General features: G+C 74.0%; 18 protein-coding genes. 9 read left to right on the top strand and 9 right to left on the bottom strand.

Features of this window, described 5'->3' with window-relative positions:
- The first annotated feature begins 15 nt into the window (after positions 1-15).
- The 7 genes from ACFCZN_RS10295 (at position 16) to ACFCZN_RS10265 (ending at position 9577) form a co-directional block, all read left to right on the top strand.
- Positions 16-1395, top strand: a complete 1380-nt coding sequence (locus tag ACFCZN_RS10295; protein ID WP_430556707.1) for a hemolysin family protein — start codon at positions 16-18, stop codon at positions 1393-1395.
- Complete coding sequence (era, locus tag ACFCZN_RS10290; protein ID WP_430556706.1) at positions 1392-2381, top strand: GTPase Era; 990 nt, start codon at positions 1392-1394, stop codon at positions 2379-2381. Before ACFCZN_RS10295 ends, era begins: the two co-directional genes overlap by 4 nt.
- A 100-nt stretch (positions 2382-2481) precedes the next feature.
- A complete protein-coding gene (locus ACFCZN_RS10285; RefSeq protein WP_430556705.1) occupies positions 2482-4050 on the top strand; it encodes an alpha/beta hydrolase family protein in 1569 nt (522 codons plus the stop codon).
- 138 nt (positions 4051-4188) lie between these two features.
- A complete protein-coding gene (locus ACFCZN_RS10280; RefSeq protein ID WP_430556704.1) occupies positions 4189-5904 on the top strand; it encodes a hypothetical protein in 1716 nt (571 codons plus the stop codon).
- A gap of 240 nt (positions 5905-6144) precedes the next feature.
- A complete protein-coding gene (leuA, locus tag ACFCZN_RS10275; protein ID WP_429764148.1) occupies positions 6145-7917 on the top strand; it encodes a 2-isopropylmalate synthase in 1773 nt (590 codons plus the stop codon).
- Positions 7918-8006: 89 nt separating this feature from the next.
- Positions 8007-8738, top strand: a complete 732-nt coding sequence (recO, locus tag ACFCZN_RS10270; RefSeq protein ID WP_429764149.1) for a DNA repair protein RecO — start codon at positions 8007-8009, stop codon at positions 8736-8738.
- Positions 8739-8782: 44 nt separating this feature from the next.
- Positions 8783-9577 carry an isoprenyl transferase gene (locus ACFCZN_RS10265; RefSeq protein WP_430556703.1) on the top strand — a complete coding sequence of 265 codons (795 nt, stop codon included), beginning with the start codon at positions 8783-8785 and terminating at the stop codon, positions 9575-9577.
- Positions 9578-9643: 66 nt separating this feature from the next.
- Here the strand turns inward: ACFCZN_RS10265 and ACFCZN_RS10260 are convergent, their stop codons facing one another.
- The 9 genes from ACFCZN_RS10260 to ACFCZN_RS10220 form a co-directional block, all read right to left on the bottom strand.
- Positions 9644-10699, bottom strand: coding sequence for an iron-siderophore ABC transporter substrate-binding protein (locus ACFCZN_RS10260; protein WP_430556702.1), 1056 nt, complete (start codon positions 10697-10699; stop codon positions 9644-9646).
- 63 nt (positions 10700-10762) lie between these two features.
- A complete protein-coding gene (locus ACFCZN_RS10255) occupies positions 10763-11650 on the bottom strand; it encodes an ABC transporter ATP-binding protein (RefSeq protein ID WP_429764152.1) in 888 nt (295 codons plus the stop codon).
- Complete coding sequence (locus ACFCZN_RS10250) at positions 11647-12720, bottom strand: FecCD family ABC transporter permease (RefSeq protein WP_430556701.1); 1074 nt, start codon at positions 12718-12720, stop codon at positions 11647-11649. The genes ACFCZN_RS10255 and ACFCZN_RS10250 overlap by 4 nt, the downstream gene beginning before the upstream one ends.
- 1 nt (position 12721) lies before the next feature.
- A complete protein-coding gene (locus ACFCZN_RS10245; RefSeq protein WP_429764154.1) occupies positions 12722-13768 on the bottom strand; it encodes a FecCD family ABC transporter permease in 1047 nt (348 codons plus the stop codon).
- Positions 13765-14319: a DedA family protein gene (locus tag ACFCZN_RS10240; protein WP_429764155.1), complete on the bottom strand. Its 555-nt coding sequence runs from the start codon at positions 14317-14319 to the stop codon at positions 13765-13767. Before ACFCZN_RS10240 ends, ACFCZN_RS10245 begins: the two co-directional genes overlap by 4 nt.
- 34 nt (positions 14320-14353) lie before the next feature.
- Positions 14354-14749 carry a Fur family transcriptional regulator gene (locus tag ACFCZN_RS10235; protein ID WP_430556724.1) on the bottom strand — a complete coding sequence of 132 codons (396 nt, stop codon included), beginning with the start codon at positions 14747-14749 and terminating at the stop codon, positions 14354-14356.
- Positions 14750-14790: 41 nt separating this feature from the next.
- Positions 14791-15714 carry a metal ABC transporter permease gene (locus tag ACFCZN_RS10230; protein WP_430556723.1) on the bottom strand — a complete coding sequence of 308 codons (924 nt, stop codon included), beginning with the start codon at positions 15712-15714 and terminating at the stop codon, positions 14791-14793.
- Between the two features lie 14 nt (positions 15715-15728).
- A complete protein-coding gene (locus tag ACFCZN_RS10225) occupies positions 15729-16601 on the bottom strand; it encodes a metal ABC transporter ATP-binding protein (RefSeq protein ID WP_429764156.1) in 873 nt (290 codons plus the stop codon).
- Entirely contained in the window at positions 16598-17590 is a 993-nt protein-coding gene (locus ACFCZN_RS10220) for a metal ABC transporter solute-binding protein, Zn/Mn family (protein ID WP_430556700.1), read from the bottom strand. The genes ACFCZN_RS10225 and ACFCZN_RS10220 overlap by 4 nt, the downstream gene beginning before the upstream one ends.
- A gap of 145 nt (positions 17591-17735) precedes the next feature.
- Between ACFCZN_RS10220 and ACFCZN_RS10215 the strand changes: the two genes are divergently transcribed.
- Together ACFCZN_RS10215 and ACFCZN_RS10210 are read left to right on the top strand one after the other, a co-directional pair.
- The gene (locus ACFCZN_RS10215) at positions 17736-18086 is read left to right on the top strand and encodes a YciI family protein (RefSeq protein ID WP_430556699.1); all 351 of its coding nucleotides are present in this window, start codon (positions 17736-17738) and stop codon (positions 18084-18086) included.
- Between the two features lie 141 nt (positions 18087-18227).
- Positions 18228-19619, top strand: coding sequence for a glycine--tRNA ligase (locus ACFCZN_RS10210; RefSeq protein WP_429764159.1), 1392 nt, complete (start codon positions 18228-18230; stop codon positions 19617-19619).
- The last annotated feature ends 143 nt before the right edge of the window (positions 19620-19762 follow it).

The following is a 19762-nucleotide window of genomic DNA, read 5'->3' as shown; positions in this document are numbered from 1 at the left end:
CCGGACGGTGGCCTGATGGACGGACCGGAGCTGCTGCTGGCGCTCGTGGCGCTGGTCGCCCTGGCCCTCGCGGGGATGCTGTCCGCCGGCGAGGCCGCGGTGCTGCGGATCACGCGCACGTCGGTCGCCGACGCGGTGATCGAGGCGGAGACGGCGGAGGACCTCACGGCCACGGCCCGCCGCACACGGTTGACCCGGCTGCGCGCGGTGCAGGGCCTCGTCGTCGACCCGCCCGCGGCGGTGGCGGCGTTCGCGCTGGTGCGGGTGTTCGCCGAGACCGTCGCGCTCGCGGCGGCGACGCTGATGATCGCCGACTGGTTCGACACCTGGTGGCAGGTGCTCCTCGCCGCCGGCGTGGTGGGCCTGGTGGCCGGCGTCGTCTTCGTGCGGCTCAGCCCGCGCGCTCTCGGCCTGCGCCGGCCGCTGTCCGTGCTCGTCGCGCTCGCCGGCCCGCTGTCCGCCGTGCACCGCGCCGCCGCCTGGCTCACCGACCGCACCTCGGAGCGCGCCGCGGGGCGCGCCCCCGAGCGCGACGGCGAGCACGACCCGGGCGAGGACGCGCTGCGCGAGGTCGCCGAGCGGGTCCGGGACAACGAGGCGATCGAGGACGCCGAGCGCGAGCTCATCCGCTCGGTCGTCGAGCTGGGCGGCACGCTGACCCGCGAGGTCATGGTGCCGCGCACCGACATGGTGACGGTCACGGCGGCGACGCCGCTGCGGAAGGCGATGCGCCTCTTCCTCCGCTCGGGGTACTCGCGCGTGCCCGTCGTCGGGGAGGAGGTGGACGACCTCCTGGGCGTCGCCTATCTCAAGGACGTCGCCCGCGTGCTCGAGAACGAGTCCGCGGCCGCGGAACGGCCGGTCGTCGAGGTCGCCCGCGACGCCGTCTTCGTGCCGGAGTCGAAGCCCGCGGACGAGCTGCTCCGCGAGATGCAGGCCTCCCGCTCCCACATCGCCGTCGTCGTCGACGAGTACGGCGGCATCGCCGGGCTCGTCACCGTCGAGGACGTCATCGAGGAGCTCGTCGGCGAGCTGACCGACGAGCACGACACCGCCCCGGAGCTGGAGCCGGAGGACCTGGGCGACGGCACGTTCCTCGTCTCCGCGCGGATGCCCGTCGACGAGCTCGGCGAGCTGTTCGACCTGCGGCTCGACGACGACGACGTGGACACCGCGGGCGGCCTGATCGCCAAGGCCCTCGGCAAGGTGCCGCTGACGGGCGCGACGGCCGACGTCGGGGGGCTGCACCTCGTGGCCGACCGCGTCGAGGGCCGCCGCAAGCAGCTCGCCACCCTCCGGGTGCGCCGCACGACCTCCACCTCGCACGACGAGGACGACCCAGCAGCGGGTGGCGAGCACGCCACGCCGCCAGACCAGAAGGAAGCACACGCATGACCTCCGCGAGCCACCATCCCTCCGTCGTCACCCCGCACGACGAGGGGGACGCCCACCGCTCCGGCTTCGCCTGCCTCGTGGGGCGGCCCAACGTCGGCAAGTCGACGCTGACCAACGCGCTGGTGGGGGAGAAGGTCGCGATCATGTCCGCGCGTCCCCAGACCACGCGGCACACGATCCGCGGCATCGTGCACCGCGACGACGCGCAGCTCGTGCTCGTCGACACGCCGGGCCTGCACCGTCCGCGCACGCTCCTCGGCGAGCGGCTCAACGCGCTCGTGCAGGACACGCTCGGCGAGGTCGACGTCATCGCGTTCTGCCTGCCGGCCGACCAGAAGATCGGCCCCGGCGACCGGTACATCGCCTCGCAGCTCGCCCCCCTGATGGAGGGCCGCCGGGCGGTTCCCGTCGTCGCCGTCGTGACGAAGTCCGACCTCGTGGACCGCGGGCGTCTCGCCGAGCACCTCCTGGCGGTCGACGAGCTCGCGCGGTCGGTCGACCGGGACTGGTCGGCGATCGTGCCCGTGTCCGCCCGCGACGGCTACCAGGTGGACGAGCTGACCGACGTCCTCGTCGCGCACCTGCCCGCCGGGCCCGAGCTCTACCCGGGCGGCGAGCTCACCGACGAGCCCGAGCAGGTCATGGTCGCCGAGCTGGTGCGCGAGGCCGCGCTCGAGGGCGTCCGCGACGAGCTGCCGCACTCGCTGGCCGTCGTCGTCGAGGAGATCCTCGAGCGGGAGGGCAGCGGTGACCCGGACAAGGGGAAGCCGCCGCTGCTGGACGTGCGCGTCAACCTGTTCGTGGAGCGTGACAGCCAGAAGGCGATCGTCATCGGCAAGGGCGGGTCGCGGCTGCGCGAGGTCGGCACCAACGCCCGCAAGGGCATCGAGAAGCTGCTCGGCACGCGCGTGTACCTCGACCTGCACGTCAAGGTGGCCAAGGACTGGCAGCGCGACCCCAAGCAGCTGCAGCGCCTCGGGTTCTGACGTCGCGGGCGGAGGTCCGCCGGCCTCACGGGGGACGTCCCCCGAGGTCGCGGGGGAATTCCTTGCCGTGCGCGGGGACGGCGCCGAGTAGCATCGCTGCGTGGTGTTCCGGACTATTGCGACGACAGCGGCGATCCTGGTGGGCCTGGCACTGACCGGGGCCGTGGCCGGCCCGCAGTGGGACCCGGTGCCGGTCACGGACCACCTCGTCCCGGCGACGGACGACACCTCGATCGGCGGTGTCGCCCCCGGCGCGGACATCGGCGAGGTCGGCGAGTTCGAGGTCCGGGAGACGGCCGTGACGATCCCGCTCGACGGCACCGTCGTCGGCGGCCTCCTGCGCCAGCCGCTGGGCGACGACGGCGGGCTGCTGGCCGACCGGCCCGGCGTCGTCTACGTGCACGGCGCGGGCACGGGCAAGTCCACGGAGGCCTTCACCGAGTCGGCCACCGCCCTCGCGAGCGCGGGCGTCGTGACACTGGTGCCCGACAAGCGCCTGGACACGTACACCACCCGGGACCGCGACTACGTGGCGATGGCCGCGGACTACCAGCACTCGGTCGACCTGCTGCGCACGATCGACGGCGTCGACCCCGAGCAGGTCGGCGTCTACGGCGAGTCGGAAGGCACCTGGATCGTGCCCGTCATGCAGGCGCAGGACCCGACCATCGCGTACACGGTCCTCGTCTCGGCGCCGGTGGTGCCGCCGCGGCAGCAGGCCGCGTTCGCGGTCGACAGCTACCTGCGCAACACCGGCGTGCCCCAGCAGGTGTTCCGCGCCATCCCGCGCGCGGTCGGGATGCAGCTGCCCGGCGGCGGCTTCGAGTACGCCGACTTCGACGTGCGCCCCTGGCTCGAGCAGCAGACCGCCCCCGTCCTCGTGGTCTACGGCACCGCCGACCCGTCGATGCCGGTCGAGCAGGGCGCGCGGCAGGTCATCGCCGACACCGCGGTGAACGGCGACGACGCCCCCGTGACGGTGCGCTACTACGCCGGGGCCAACCACGGGATCAACGTGCCGCTCGACGGCGGGATGCACCTGCACCCCGACTTCGCGCGCGACGTCGCCACCTGGATCCAGGGCATGCCCGGCACGGCCGACGCGCCGCCGCGGGTCGCCGGGGACACGCCGAACCAGCTCTACGTCGCCTCGGCCGTCCCGCAGCCGCGGTGGTGGGGCAACGGGGACATCGTCGTGGGCGCGGTGATCGCGGGCGCCGGCCTGCTGCTGGTCGGCCCCCTGGTGTGGGGCGTCCACGCCCTGGTGCGGCGCGCCGTCCTGCGCCGGTCGTCGTTCGCCGCGCCGCGCCTCGCCCGCGGTCTCCGGTCGTCGCTGCTCGGCCTCGGCGTCGGGTCGGTGGCGACGATGGTCGCGCTGGTGGTGTACCTCCTGGCGGTGGCGCGCCTCGCGCTCGACTACCAGCGCGACGACCTCGTCGTGCAGGGCGGCTGGATCGTCGTGCGCCTGCTCGGGGTCGCGACCGCCGTCGCGGCCGCGCTGGTGATCCGGCGGGTGGCCGACGCGCGGGCGGAGCGCCGCGCGGGGGGCGACGTCGTCGTCGTGGCACGTGGCTGGCCCGCCGTGCTGACGTTCTGGTGCACCCTGGCCGGGTCGCTCGCCCTCCTGGGCACCCTCGCGTACTGGGGCGTCTACCAGCTCGGCATCTGAGCAGGGCGTGCGGGAACGGTGACGGTGTGACCGACCCGTCCGCGCGGGAGACGACGCAGAGCGTCGGCGTCGGGTAGAAACGGGGGCGGGGGCACGATGACCCGGTCCCCCTCGGAGCCCAGCCCTGGAGACGCACGCATGACCGATCCCGACACCCTCGACGCACCCGAGCAGGAGCGCTCACCGTTCGGCGGTGTGACGGTCCGCGAGCTCGTGCGCGACGTGGTGGCCGCGTTCGCGCTGCTCGTCGCCCTCCCGCTGCCGTGGGACCACGCCCACCGCGGCAGCGACCGGCTCGAGATCGTGCTCGCGACCGTCCTCGCGCTGCTCGCGATCGCCGCCCCCTACCTGCGGCGTGGCGGCGTCGGCCCGTCGTCGTGGGACGTCCTGACCTCACGGCGCACGGTCGCGCTCGCCTGCGTGCCCTACGCGGTCGTCGCGGTCGTGTACCTGGTGCTGGACGCCCTCGCCCCGGCGGACGCCGCGGGCGGGGTCGGAGCGGGGCTCGCGGTCGGCCTCGCGGGCGCCGCGCTCGCGGCCGCGTCCCGCTGGGCGCACGCCCCGGCGGTCGTCGCCGGGGTGGTCGCGCTCGGCACGCTCGCGACCCCGGTCGCGGCGCTCGTGCAGGGCGCTCCGTGGGTCGTGTCCGTGGTCGGCCTCCTCAACGCCCTCGTGGTGCTGGGCGTGCTGTGGTTCACGGTCGGCACGTACCTGCGCTCGGGCGACCTCGCCTCCGGCTACGTGCTCCTGGCCCTGGGCGGCGCCGTCGCGCTCGAGCTCGTGCTCTTCGCCGGGGGCAACGTGGACCCGTGGTTCGAGAGCGTGCACGAGCAGCGGCTCGGCCTCCTGCTCCTGCCGGTGGTCGCGGGGATCACGGCGCGGCGCATCGTCGACGACGCCGCGGCCACGGCCGACGAGCCCGACGACGTGCGCGCGGCGCGCTGGGTGGCCGTGGCGCTGCGGGCGCTGGGCCTCGTCGCGCTGGTCGCCGCGTTCGTCGCCCTCGTCGCGCTGCTGCTGGTCGTGGCGGACGGCGTGAGCGTGGGGCGCGTCCTGAGGCTCGTCGTGGGCGTGCTGATGGTCGGGGTGGCGGTCGCCGCGCGGCGCGCGCTCGCGCGCGACCCGCGCGCCGGGCACGCCACCGCCGTCGGCGCCACGTGCGTCGTCGTGGTGCTCGGCCTGGTGATCGTCGTCGCGCGCGCCGGCCTCGGCACGCAGTCCAACGTCGAGGAGCTGCTGGTGGCGTTCGGCCTGCCGGCCGTCGCGCTCGCCGTCCTGCTCGTGCCGCCGTCCGTCCGCGCGCTCGTCGCGTCGGAGCCCGAGACGCCCGAGCCCGCCCCGTCCGGGCCGTCGGAGGACGCACCGTCGGTCGCTGCGTCCGACGCCGTGTCCGAGACCCCGGCCCAGCCCCGGGCCGAGTCCGCGACGGCGGGCCGCCCCGAGGCCGCCGAGGTGTCGTCCAGCACCGGGGCGTACCCGGTCGCTCCTGCAGCGGAGCCCGTGGGCAGGGCGCCCCGGTCCGCCCCGGTCGCGACACGCCCCGAGGCCCGGCCGCTCGACGCCACCCAGCAGATCGCGCCCGTGCGGGCCGCCCGGGCGCCGGACTCCACGCAGGTGCTCCCGCCCGTGCAGGCGGCACCCGCACGGACGGCACCCGTCCAGGCGCCGGGCTGGTCCGTGGCCCAGGCGATGGACCCGTCGACGCCGCTCGCGGACCTCGCGCGGATCTCGGCGGAGGCACCCCACCTGCGCTCGTACGTGGCCGCGAACCCGTCGACCTACCCGGCGCTCCTGGACTGGCTCGGGGCCCTCGGCGACCCGGCCGTGGACGCCGCGCTGCGCTCCCGGCGCTAGGTCAATACGCTGCGGCAAGGCGGGCGTCCGGTCGGATCCTGGACGCCTCAGGCGACGCCCTGACGAAGGTGTACGGTGGCAGCGTGCAGCGCACGGTGAGCCTTCTCCTTCGGTGCCGCGGCGGGGCCCTCTAAGGCCGGACCCCCGTCGCGGAGGTTGTGGCGCGCCGGCCGACAGGTCATGACCGACGACCCCACCCGGGACGTGGGTCACCGAGCCCCCACCGAAGGACGCGACACCATGCAGAACCATCACCCCCAGGGCATCGCCGGCGCCAACCCCCAGCGCCCCTCCGGGATGCCGTACACGCGCTACCTCCCGTTCCACGAGCAGATCGTCGTCGACCTGCCGGACCGGACGTGGCCCGACAAGCGCATCACGAAGGCCCCCCGCTGGTGCGCCGTCGACCTGCGCGACGGCAACCAGGCGCTGATCGAGCCGATGGACGCCGAGCGCAAGCTGCGGATGTTCGACCTGCTCGTGCAGATGGGCTACAAGGAGATCGAGGTCGGCTTCCCGTCCGCGTCGCAGACGGACTTCGACTTCGTGCGCCAGCTCATCGACACCGGCCGCATCCCCGACGACGTGGTCATCCAGGTGCTGACGCAGTGCCGCGACCACCTCATCGAGCGCACCTACGACGCGATCCGGGGCGCCAAGCAGGCGATCGTGCACATCTACAACTCGACGTCGATCCTGCAGCGCGAGGTCGTCTTCCGCAGCGACATGGACGGCATCGTCGACATCGCCCTGCAGGGCGCGCGCCTGTGCCGCAAGCTCGAGGAGACCATCCCCGAGACGACGGTGTACTACGAGTACTCGCCCGAGTCGTACACCGGCACCGAGCTCGAGTTCGCCGCCCGCATCTGCAACGAGGTGCTGGAGGTGCTGGAGCCCACGGCCGAGCGTCCGGTGATCATCAACCTGCCGGCGACGGTCGAGATGGCCACCCCGAACGTCTACGCGGACTCGATCGAGTGGATGAACCGGAACCTGGCCTTCCGCGAGCACGTCGTGCTGTCGCTGCACCCGCACAACGACCGCGGCACGGCCGTCGCCGCCGCCGAGCTCGGCTACCAGGCCGGCGCCGACCGCATCGAGGGCTGCCTGTTCGGCAACGGCGAGCGCACGGGCAACGTCGACCTGGTGACGCTCGGCATGAACCTGTTCGGCCAGGGCGTCGACCCGCAGATCGACTTCTCCGACATCGACGGCATCCGCCGCACCGTGGAGCACTGCAACCAGATCCCGGTGCACGAACGGCACCCGTACGTGGGCGACCTGGTGTTCACCGCGTTCTCCGGGTCCCACCAGGACGCGATCAAGAAGGGCTTCGAGCACATGGGTGCCCGCGCGGAGGAGGAGGGCAAGCCGGTCGACGAGCTCACCTGGGGCGTCCCGTACCTGCCGATCGACCCGAAGGACGTGGGCCGGTCGTACGAGGCCGTGATCCGCGTGAACTCGCAGTCCGGCAAGGGCGGTATCGCGTACCTGCTGTCCACCGAGCACTCGCTGGACCTGCCGCGCCGCCTGCAGATCGAGTTCTCCGGCGTGGTGCAGCACTACACCGACACCGAGGGCAGCGAGGTCACGGGCTCCGACATCTGGCGGATGTTCAGCGACGAGTACCTGCCCGTCGAGGAGCACGACGCCCGCGGTCTCGAGCCCTGGGGTCGCCTGCGCCTGCGGGAGACCCGGTCGACCTCGGCCGAGGGCGGCGCGACCGCGCTCGCCGTCGACGTCCTCGACCAGGGCGTGGAGCACACGCTGGAGGGCACCGGCAACGGCCCGCTCGCGGCGTTCGTGGACGCGATCTCGAAGGTCGGTGTGGACGTGCGGGTGCTCGACTACGCGGAGCACGCGCTGTCGGAGGGCGGCGACGCCACCGCGGCGGCCTACGTCGAGTGCCAGGTGGGCGACGACGTCCTGTGGGGCGTCGGCATCGACCCGTCCATCACGACGGCGTCCCTCAAGGCGATCGTGTCGGCCGTGAACCGCGCCGCCCGCGGCTGACCTGTCCCGCGAGCTGTCAGGACCAGCGCCATGTCTGCGTGGCGCTGGTCCTGACAGCTTTCGTGGGTGGGGACTGAGAGAATGAGCCCGTGCCCCTGTACCGAGACGACGCGATCGTGCTGCGCACCCACAAGCTGGGCGAGGCCGACCGGATCGTCACGTTCCTCACCCGCGAGCACGGCAAGGTGCGGGGGGTCGGTCGCGGGGTCCGGCGCACGTCGTCGCGTTTCGGGGCCCGGCTGGAGCCGTTCATGGCCGTGGACGTGCAGCTGCACTCCGGCCGCAACCTCGACACCGTGACGCAGGTCGAGACGATCGGGCCGTACGCCCGCGCGATCTGCGAGGACTACGCGCTGTACACGTCCGGCGCGGCGATGCTCGAGGCCGCCGACCGCCTGGTCGCCGCGGAGCACGAGCCCGCCGTGCAGCAGTACTGGCTGCTCGCCGGCGCGCTCCGGGCGCTCGCCGAGCGCGCCCACGCGCCGGGGCTGGTGCTCGACTCGTACCTGCTGCGCGGGCTCGCCGTGGCCGGCTGGGCGCCGTCGTTCACCGACTGCGCCCGCTGCGGCGAGCCGGGGCCGCACCACGCGTTCTCCGTGGGCCAGGGCGGGGCGGTGTGCTCCCGCTGCCGCCCGCCCGGCTCCACCGCCCCCGCGCCGGAGACGTTCTCGCTGCTCGGCGCGCTGCTCGGCGGGGACTGGGAGACGGCGGACGCCTCCGAGGCGCGCCACCGCACCGAGGCCTCGGGCCTCGTCGCGGCCTACTCCCAGTACTACCTGGAGCGCACGCTGCGCTCGCTCCGCATGATCGAGCGCGCCTGACCCCGCGCGCCCGACCCCCGCGCACCGATCGAGAGAGAGGCCCGATGCCCCGTTCGTCCGGCGAGTACGCCGAGCCCTACCCGCACTCCTCGGGGGCGACGCCGCCGAGAATCCCGGCGCAGTTCGTGCCGAACCACGTGGCGATCGTCATGGACGGCAACGGCCGGTGGGCCAACGCGCGCGGGCTGCCTCGCGTGGAGGGGCACAAGCAGGGGGAGAAGTCGCTGCTCGACGTCGTGGCCGGCGCGGTGCAGATCGGCGTCAAGCACGTCTCCGCGTACGCGTTCAGCACCGAGAACTGGAAGCGGTCGCCGGACGAGGTCAAGTTCCTCATGAACTTCAACCGCGACGTCATCCGGCGGCGCCGCGACGAGATGTCGTCGTGGGGCGTGCGCATCCGCTGGGCGGGGCGTCGGCCGAAGCTGTGGGGGTCGGTGATCAAGGAGCTGCAGGTCGCCGAGGAGATGACCAAGGAGAACGACCGCTGCACCCTGACGATGTGCGTCAACTACGGCGGGCGGGCGGAGATCGCCGACGCCGCGGCGGCGATCGCCCGTGACGCCGCCGCCGGGAAGCTCAACCCGGCGCGCGTCTCCGAGAAGACGATCCAGAAGTACCTCGACGAGCCGGACCTGCCGGACGTCGACCTGTTCCTGCGCTCGTCGGGGGAGCAGCGCACCTCGAACTTCATGATCTGGCAGGCGGCGTACGCGGAGATGGTCTTCCTGCCGGAGCCGTGGCCGGACGTCGACCGGCGGCACCTCTGGCGCGCGGTGGAGGAGTTCGCCCGCCGCGACCGTCGCTACGGCGGCGCCGTCGACACCCCCGACGCCGACTGATCTCAGCACGAACCCCCGCCCGGTCGCGAGGACCGGACGGGGGTTCGTGGCATGCGTAGCCGGCGGTCAGTCGCCGAGCACCTCGGCCATGGAGTCGACGAGGGCCGGCAGGCCGTTCTCCCAGTACACCGACAGGGCGGTGGGCGGCGACACGGCCGACACCTCCGCGGTGCCGACGACCTTCACGACCTTCCCGTCCTTGACCGCGGGGAGCGCCTGGAGGTCCTTGTTGTCGTCGAAGGCCTGGGCCGCCTCCTCGCTGGCCGAGTAGGAGATGACGAAGTCCGAGTCGAGCTTGTCGAGCTCCTCGTAGGACAGGTCGTAGTAGAAGCTGCCGTTCGACGTGTCGAGCTCCGTGACCGAGGGCGCGTTCTTCACGCCCAGGCCCTCGAGGAACACGGTCCGCGGGTCGTTCGGCGTGTACACGGAGACGATGCCCTTCGTCGGGTCGTCGTAGATCGCCGCGAACGTCTTGCCGTTGAACTCGGGGTGCTCGGCAGCCTTCTCGGCGACGAAGTCGTCGATGTCGCCGAGCACCTGGGTGCCGGCGTCCGAGCGACCGAGCGCCTGGGCCGTGAGCGTGATCGTGTCCTGCCACGTCGTGGTCCACGGGGCGTCGGGGTAGGCGACGACGGGGGCGATGTCGCTCAGCACGTCGTACTGCTCCTGGGTGAGCCCGGAGTAGGGCGCCACGATGAGGTCGGGCTTCGCCTCGACGAACTCCTCGTAGGGCACCGTCGCGCCGCCCTCGGGGTCGGACAGGATGGCGGGCTTGTCCACGCCCTCCTCGTCGTAGGCGTCCTCGACCCACGGCAGCAGCGCGTCCTCGCCGACGGTGTAGATCTGCTCGGCGACCGCGACCGGGTAGACGCCCGCCGCGATGGCGGCCTCGGTGGAGCCCCAGCCCCAGGTGGCGACGCGCTGCGGCGCCTTCTCGATCACCGTCTCGCCGAGCGCGTGCTCGATCGTGATCGGGAACTCGTCGGTGGGCTCGGACCGGACGTTGCCCGAGGCGGCCGACTGGTCGCTCTCCGGGGCGTCGTCGGACGCGCAGCCGGCGAGGGTCAGGGCGGCCGTCGCCGCGAGGGCGGCGGCCGCGGTGAGAGGTCGGCGAAGACGCACGGGTTCTCCTCGGTGTGCTCGCGCCGGCGGCGCGAGAGGAACAGTAGGTGAGGCGAGCCTAACCTATCTCGTGGTGCCGTCGTGCGTCCGTCCGAGGGGGACGACGAGTGGCGTTCCCGACACCGGGTCCGGCACGACCTGCGCCCGCAGGCCGAACGCCGCGCGCACCGACGCGGCGGTGAGGACGTCGCCGGGGCGTCCCTCGGCCACGACCTGCCCACCGCTCATCACCACCAGGTGGTCGGCGTAGCGGGCGGCGAGGTTGAGCTCGTGCAGCACCATGACGACGGTGGTGCCGCGGGTGCGGTTCAGCTCGGTCAGCAGGTCGAGCAGGTCGACCTGGTGGGCGAGGTCGAGGTAGGTCGTGGGCTCGTCGAGCAGGACGACGTCGGTCTCCTGCGCCAGCACCATCGCGATCCACACGCGCTGGCGCTGGCCCCCCGACAGCTCGGCGACGGGCCGGTCGGCGAGGTCGGCGACCCCGGTGGCCTCGAGGGCGCGCAGCACCGCGCCGTCGTCGGTGGAGCTGTGCCGGCCGAACCAGCCCTGGTGGGGGTACCGGCCGCGGCCCACGAGCTCCGCGACGCGGACGCCGTCGGGGGCGATCGACGACTGCGGCAGCACGCCGACCCGCTTCGCCAGCTCCTTGCGCGACAGCCCGCCGACGTCCTCGCCACCCAGCGTCACGCGGCCGCCGTCGAGCGGGTGCAGCCGGGCCAGGCCGCGCAGCAGCGTCGACTTGCCGCAGGCGTTGGGGCCCACGATCGCCGTCACGCGGCCGGCGGGGAGCTCCAGGTCGAGACCGTCGATCACGCGGCGCCCGTCGTAGCCGAGGCTCACGCCGTGGGCGCGCAGCGTGACGTCCGCGGCCTTCCCCGTGGTGCCCTGGGACGGGTCCGGCGTCGCGTCGGGACGCGCGGGCGGCGCGGGGTGCCGGTGCACGTCGGTCATGCGAGCCTCTTCCGTCGATCGGTGGCCAGGAGCCACAGGAGGTAGGGGGCGCCGATGAGGCCGGTCACGATGCCGGTGGGCGCCTCGAGTCCGAACAGCAGGTGCTGGCCCACGACGTCCGCCGCGAGCACGAGGACGGCGCCGGTGAGCACCGAGACGGCGAGCGCCGCCCCGCCGTCGGACAGCAGGCGGCGCGCGATGGCGGGGGCCACGAGGGCCACGAAGGCGAGCGGGCCGACGAACGACGTCGCGACCCCGACCAGGCCGACGGCCAGCAGCAGCGACGTCACGCGGGCGGCGTCGACGGGGACGCCGAGGGCGCGCGCGTTGTCGTCGCCGAGCGCGAGCGGCCCCTGCCACCGCGAGACGGCGGCGATCCCGGCGCCGAGCACCAGGGCGGCCGCGGCGAACGTCACGAGGTCCGCGCCGCGCACGTCGGCCACGCTCCCGACCGTCCACACGAGCGCCGACTGGGCGGCACGGATCTCGACGCTCGCCAGCAGCCAGGCGAGCAGCGACGAGCACAGGTAGGCGAAGCCGACGCCCACCAGGACGAAGCGGATCGAGTGCAGGCCCTGGCGCCACGCGAACAGCCAGATGGCGAGCGCGACGAGCAGGGCGCCGACGAACGCCGCCCCGGACACGGCGAGCCCGGTGAGGCCGAGGACGAGCATCGCCGTGACGGCGCCGAGGCTGGCGCCGCTCGCGATGCCGAGGATGTCGGGGCTGGCGAGCGGGTTGCGCAGCGTCGTCTGGAACATGGCGCCCGCCAGCCCGAAGGACGCGCCCGCGAGGATCGCGGTCTCGATGCGGGGCAGCCGCAGGCGCTGCACGACGAACAGGTCGCCGTCCGAGCCGACGCCGAACAGCGCCGCCAGGGCGCGGGCGGGCGCGAGCGAGGCCTCGCCGAGCGTGAGGGCGAGGGTGGCGAACGCCACGAGCAGGACGAGGAGCGACGCGACCACGAGGGTGAGCCGCCGTCGGCGGCGGCGGCGCAGGGCGACGACGGGGTCGGCGGGGGCGCCGGGGGCGTCGGGGTCCGCGGGGCGGGCGACGAGGTCGGCGGTCATCTCATACCCCCGCCACGGTCCGGCCGCGGGCCACGGCCACGAGCACGGGGGCGCCGATCGCGGCGGCGACGACGCCGGCCTCGAGCTCGGAGTGCGGCAGCACGAGCCGCCCGATGACGTCGGCCCCCAGCAGCATGACGGGGCCGAGGACGGCCGTCAGCGGCACGATCCAGCGGTAGTCGGTGCCGACCAGGCGGCGGGCGGCATGCGGCACCGCCAGCCCGACGAGGGCGATCGGGCCGGCCAGCGCCGTCGCCGTGCCGGCGAGCAGGATGACGGCGACCGCCGTGAGGCCTCGCGTCACCCCCACGCGCTGACCGAGCGCGGAGGCGACGTCGTCGCCGAGCGCGAGCATGGAGAGCCGGTGCGCGAGCGCCCCCGCGAGCACGATGCCGACGACGACGAAGGGCCACAGCACCGACAGCGTCTCGGTGCCGCGCCCGGTGAGGGAGCCCACCGCCCAGAAGCGGTACATGTTGAAGGCCTCGGGGTCGCGCAGCAGCACCAGGGTGATCAGGGGTGTGATGAGCGCGGTGACGGTCGCTCCGACGAGGGCGAGCTTGACCGGCTGGCCCGCGCCGATGGAGAAGACCAGCAGCGCGGCGGCGGCGGTGCCCGCGAACGCGAACCAGACGAAGCCGAGCGGGGAGGCCACGCCCAGCATCGACACGGCGATCACGACGGCGAGCGACGCCCCCGAGTTGAGGCCGAGCAGGCCCGGGTCGGCGATCGGGTTGCGCGTGACGCCCTGCACGAGGGTGCCCGCGATGCCGAGCGCCGCGCCGGCGGCGAGCCCGATCAGCGTCCGGGGCACGCGCTGGTCGCGCACGACGTCGTGGTCGACGTTCCCCGCGACCGGGTGGGTGAGCGCCTGCCAGACGGTCGCGACGTCGATGTCGCGCACGCCCAGCGCGAGGCTCGCCAGCACGACGAGGGCGAGCACCCCGAGGGCGGCCACGATCAGCAGCAGACGGCCGCGGGCACGGCGGGCGACGAGAGCCGCCGCGGGCCGGGCGGCGGGGGTGACGGCGGCGGTCGTCGCGCTCACGACGCGTCCTCGGTCGCGGGGGCGGCCGTCTGGTCGGTGGCGGTACGCCGGGTCAGCCGGTAGACCACCCAGGAGACCAGGGCCACCGCGCCGAGGCCGACCGCGACGAGCGTCACGGGGTGGCGCAGGCCCACGGCGATCGCGGCGTTGACGGCGGCGGTGCCGACCGTCGTCCAGATGCCGGCCCACACGGCGCAACCGGCGAGCAGGGCCGCGAGGTAGCGCCCGAAAGGCATGCGGAGGTAGCCCGCGGCGAGGTTGACGAGGGTCTGCACCCCGACGGTGAAGAACGACAGCGTCACCGCGGGCGGGCCCCAGCGGTTCACGCGCTCGATGACCGCCGCCGCGCCCGGGCGGGCCAGCGCGTCGGCGACCCGTCCGCGGGACGTGCCGCGGGCCACGCCGCGCCCGGCCCAGTAGGTGGCCTGCGCGCGGACGAGCACGATCCCGAACGCCGCCGCGTACACGACCCAGAACGGCACCCCGGCGATCGTGAAGACGCCGGTGGGTTCCTCGGCGGCCGCGGCGAGCGTGGGAGTGGTCAGGTGCACGGGAACATTGTGCCCGACTGAGGTATGCCTGCCCTCATTCGACCAACCGGTCGTCCGTCGCCCGGCAGGTGGAGCAGGTGCCCCACAGCTCCACGGTGTGCTCGATGTCGGCGAAGCCGTGCGCGGCGCCGACCGATGCGGCCCACTGCTCGACCGTCGGCCCGTCGATCTCGACCGCGCGACCGCACGACCGGCACACCAGGTGGTGGTGGTGCTCGCGGCGGGCGCAGCGGCGGTACAGGCTCTCGCCGTCCTCGCTGCGCAGGACGTCGACGTCGCCGCCGTCGGCCAGGGCCTGCAGCGTCCGGTACACGGTGGCGAGCCCGACGGCGTCGCCGCGGGCGCGCAGCAGCTCGTGCAGCTGCTGCGCGCTGCGGAACTCGTCGGTGTCGCCGAGGGCGTCCGCGACGGCCGCCCGCTGCCGCGTCATCCGCGGCGGCGCGGCGGTGCGGACGGTCGGGGTCGTGTCGTTCACGGCGTGCACTCCTCCTGAGGGGCGGCCCGGCCGGCTCCGGCCGGGGAGACGGCGACGTCGTCGGGGATGTCGGGATGCGGGTCGACGGGGGCCTGGCGTCGGGCGAGGACCGGGTGCAGCGCCGCGACCACCGCGTAGACGCCGATCGCCAGCACGACGATCAGCGCGCCGGGCGAGACGTTGTGCCAGTAGGTGATGGACAGGCCGGTCACGCACACGGCCACGCCGACGACGGACGCGACCAGCATCGTGCGGCGGAACGACCGGGTGACGAGCTGGCCGATCGCGACCGGCACGATCATCAGCGCCGAGACGAGCAGCAGCCCGACGACGCGCATCGCGACGGTCACGGTCAGCGCGGCGAGGACGGCCACCGCCATGTTCAGCGCCCAGACGGGCAGCCCCGAGGACTGGGCGAACTCCTCGTCGTGGCTCACCGAGAACAGGGCCGCGTGCAGCCCGAGGCCGATGAGCAGGATGAGGCCGCACAGGGCCACGGTGACCCAGACGTCGGACAGCGTGACCGACGAGATGGAGCCGAACAGGTACGCCATGAGGCTGCCGGACGAGCCGCCGGCGAGGCCGATGAGCAGGACGCCGCCGGCGATGCCGCCGTAGAACAGGATGGCGAGCGCCAGGTCGCCCGACGTGCGGCCGCGGCGGCGCACCACCTCGATGAGGACGGAGCCCGCGACGGCGGCGACCACCGCGCCGGGGACGGCGAGGACGTCGTCGGGCACCAGGCCCATCGCCGCGCCGACCAGCCAGCCGAGCGCGACGCCGGTGAGCGCGACGTGCCCGATGCCGTCGCCCAGCAGGGCGAGGCGCTTCTGCACCAGGTAGGTGCCGACGACGGGCGCGCTGACGCCGACCAGCAGGGCGGCGACGAGCGCGCGCTGCATGAACGGGTCGGTGATCATCTCCCACAGGCCGCTCACGGTGCCACCTCGTCCTCGGTGTCGTCGGGCCGGTCGAAGGGCCCCTCCGCCAGGCGCACGTTCTCGGGGTGCTGCACGGTGCGGGGGTGCGCGTGCGGGTGCACGTGGTCGTGGGCCTCGCCGCCGTGGCCGGGCTGCGGCGTCGGCGGGGCGCCGTCGTGCACCACGCGGCCGTGCCGCAGCACGACGCAGCGCTGCACGAGCGGCGCGAGCTCGCCGAGCTCGTGCAGGACGACCAGCACGGTCATGCCGTCGGCCACGAGCCTGGTCATGGTGGCGGCGAAGGCCTCCTGGCTGGGCCGGTCGACGCCCGCGACGGGCTCGTCGAGCACGAGCAGCTCGGGCTTGCGGACCAGGGCGCGGGCGATGAGGACGCGCTGCTGCTGGCCGCCCGAGAGCTGGTGCGTGGCGTAGCGGGCGCGGTCGGCGAGGCCGACCAGCTCGAGGGCCTCGTGGACCTGGGCGCGCCAGCCGCGCGGCAGCCGCAGGCGCCGGCCGTGCAGCAGGCCCGAGGCCACGACCTCGGCGGCCGTGGACGGGACGCCGGCGGCCGCGCTGACCCGCTGCGGGACGTACCCGACGCGCGACCACGGCACGTCGTCCCCGAGCGCGTGGCCGAAGAGGTGCACGCTGCCCGCCGTCGTCGGCAGGACGCCGACCAGCGTGCGCACCAGCGTCGACTTGCCGGAGCCGTTCGCCCCCAGCAGGGCGACGACCTCGCCGCGCCGGACCGTGAGGTCCACGCCGCGCAGCACCGGGCTGGCGCCGAGGCGCACGTGCACGTCACGGGCCTCGATCGCGGGGACGGCGGCGTCGCGCGGCGGCGGGGGAGTCGCGGCGCCCGGGGAGTCGGTGGCGAGCGTGGTCATGAGCACTGGAGCCCTTCGGTGAGCGCGGCCAGGTTGTCCTGCATGACCGAGACGTAGTCGTCCCCGGCCTCGGCCGCGTCCTCCGACAGCCCCTCGAGCGGGTCGAGGACGGCGGTCGTGACGCCGATGTCGTTCGCCAGGGTCTCGGCCACCTTGGGGCTGGTCAGCGTCTCGGTGAAGATCGTGCTGACGTCGTTCTCCTCGACGATGGCACCGACCTCGCGCAGGCGCGCGGGGGAGGGCTCCGCCTCCGGGTCGAGGCCGACGATGCCCACCTGCTGCAGGTCGTAGCGCTCCGCGAGGTAGCCGAACGCCTCGTGCGACGTGACGAGCGTGCGCGACGCGCACTCCTGCAGGCCGGCCTCGAACTCGCCGTCCAGGTCCTTGAGCGACTTCTCCAGGGCGCGGGCGTTCTCGGCGTACGTGGCGGCGTGCTCCGGGTCCGCCTCGCCGAGCGACGCGGCGACGGCGTGGCCGACGTCGATGACCCGCGTCGGATCGAGCCAGAAGTGCGGGTCCATGGCGCCCTCGGCGGCGTGGTCGTGCCCGTCGCCGCCCTCGTCGGCGTGCTCGTCCAGCTCCTCCTCGAGGTGGTCCGCCGCGGCGTCCTCGTCGGTCGGCGTGCCGGGGTGCTTCTCGAGCGTCACGACGTCGCTGGTGTCGACGACGTGCTCCGGCGCCTGTGTCGCGACGGCCTCGTCGACCGCCGTCTGGAAGCCGGAGGAGTACACGACGAGGTCCGCCGTGCCGATCTCCCGCACCTGGGCGGGGGAGAGCTCGAGGTCGTGCGGCTCCGCGGCCGGCGGGGTGAGGTTGGAGACCGTGACGAGGTCGCCGCCCACCTGCTCGGCCACGTACTGCAGCGGGTAGAACGAGGCCAGCACCTCGAGCGTGCCGTCGGCGGCGCCGTCGTCGGTGGAGCAGCCCGCCAGCACGGCGGGCAGGGCGAGGACGGGCAGGGCGGCGAGGGCCGCGCGTCGGCGAAGCATGAGAACGATTCTCAGGAAGTTGAGAACGGTTGTCAACTCAAGGTCGCGCGCCCGACGGCGTCCCTTTCGCCCTCGCGACGACCTCGGCGGGATCCGTACCCTGACGGCAGCGGCCGCGCCGGGGCGGCCGGGGCGGGAGGGCCTGATGCGGTTCGACGAGCTGGTGCTGGTCCGGCTGGTGCGCCCGGACGACTGGGCACCGCTGCCCGCGGACGAGGAGCTGCAGGTGCAGGACGCCCACCTGGCCGCCGTCGCCGACCTGCACGCCCTCGGCCTGCTGCTCGCGGCGGGTCCGGCCGACGGGGCCGACGAGCGGGTGCGCGGGTTCGCGGTCATGAGGTGCGGCGCCGAGGAGGCGCAGGAGGCGTGGGCCCGGGACCCGGGTGTGCTCGCGGGCCGGTTCGTCGCCGAGTGCACCGCGTGGCTGGTGCCGGCCGGGATGGTCGCCGCCGGTCCGGGTGCGCCGCCGCGCTCCGTGGACGAGGCGGGGGCCTGAGGCGCCCGGGGCCGGTGAGCGGCCCCGGTAGGCTGGGGGCCACCGCAGCCGGTCGACGTCGGGCCCCGACGTGCCGACCGGGCGGCGTTCCCCGCACCGGCCCCACGAGCCACGTGGCGGCCCGACACCCAGGAGTGATCCGTGGCAGCACCGTCCCCCAGCGCCAAGCTCGACGCCGTCGTCTCCCTCGCCAAGCGGCGAGGTTTCGTGTTCCAGTCCGGCGAGATCTACGGCGGTACGCGCTCCGCGTGGGACTACGGGCCCCTCGGCGTGGAGCTGAAGGAGAACATCAAGCAGCAGTGGTGGCGCGCGATGACGCGCCGCGACGACGTCGTGGGCCTCGACTCCGCCGTCATCCTGCCCACCCCGGTGTGGCACGCGTCCGGCCACCTCGGCGCGTTCAACGACCCGCTGACCGAGTGCCTCTCGTGCCACAAGCGGTTCCGCGAGGACCACATGATCGAGGAGTTCGAGGAGAAGAAGGGCCGCGCCCCCGAGGGCGGCCTCGCCGAGATCGCCTGCCCGAACTGCGGCACCCGCGGTCAGTGGACCGAGCCCCGCGACTTCAACATGATGCTCAAGACGTACCTCGGCCCCGTCGAGGACGAGTCCGGCGTGCACTACCTGCGCCCGGAGACGGCGCAGGGCATCTTCGTGAACTTCAGCAACGTGGCCGCGGCGTCGCGCAAGAAGCCGCCGTTCGGCATCGCGCAGATCGGCAAGTCGTTCCGCAACGAGATCACGCCGGGCAACTTCATCTTCCGCACGCGCGAGTTCGAGCAGATGGAGATGGAGTTCTTCGTCGCGCCGGGCACCGACGCCGAGTGGCACCAGTACTGGATCGACACGCGCATGTCCTGGTACACGGACCTGGGCATCGACCCGGAGAACCTGCGCCTGTACGAGCACCCGGCCGAGAAGCTCTCGCACTACTCCACCCGCACGGTGGACATCGAGTACCGCTTCGGCTTCACCGGCAGCGAGTGGGGCGAGCTCGAGGGCATCGCGAACCGCACCGACTTCGACCTCAAGACCCACTCGGAGCACTCCGGCAAGGACCTGTCGTTCTTCGACCAGTCGACGAACGAGCGCTGGCTGCCGTACGTCATCGAGCCGGCCGCGGGCCTGACCCGTTCCCTCATGGCGTTCCTCGTCGAGGCGTACGCCGAGGACGAGGCGCCGAACACCAAGGGCGGCGTCGACAAGCGCACCGTGCTGCGCCTCGACCCGCGCCTCGCGCCGGTCAAGGCCGCCGTCCTGCCGCTGAGCCGCAACGAGGCCCTGTCGCCCAAGGCCCGCGACCTCGCCGCGGAGCTGCGCCAGAACTGGAACGTTGACTTCGACGACGCCGGCGCCATCGGCCGCCGCTACCGTCGCCAGGACGAGATCGGCACGCCGTTCTGCGTCACCGTCGACTTCGACACGCTCGACGACGACGCCGTGACGATCCGCCACCGCGACACCATGGCGCAGGAGCGCGTGGCGCTCGCCAAGGTCACCGCCTACCTCGCGGAGCACCTCGCCGCGTTCTGACGGGAGCCCGCCGGAACGTCCGAAGGGGCTCGGGGGGGGGGGGGGGGGACAAAAAACCCCCTTCCTTTCCCCCCCACCCCCCCCCCCCCTGGCAGACTCTCCCCCCCAAACCCACCACCAAAACCCCCACCCCAAAAAAGAAG

The sequence above is a fragment of the Isoptericola sp. NPDC056134 genome (genome assembly GCF_042264825.1).
GTDB classification, from domain to species: Bacteria; Actinomycetota; Actinomycetes; order Actinomycetales; family Cellulomonadaceae; genus Isoptericola; species Isoptericola nanjingensis.
Note: the sequence above shows the minus strand (reverse complement) of the source record. Positions and strands in the feature narration are given on the sequence as shown.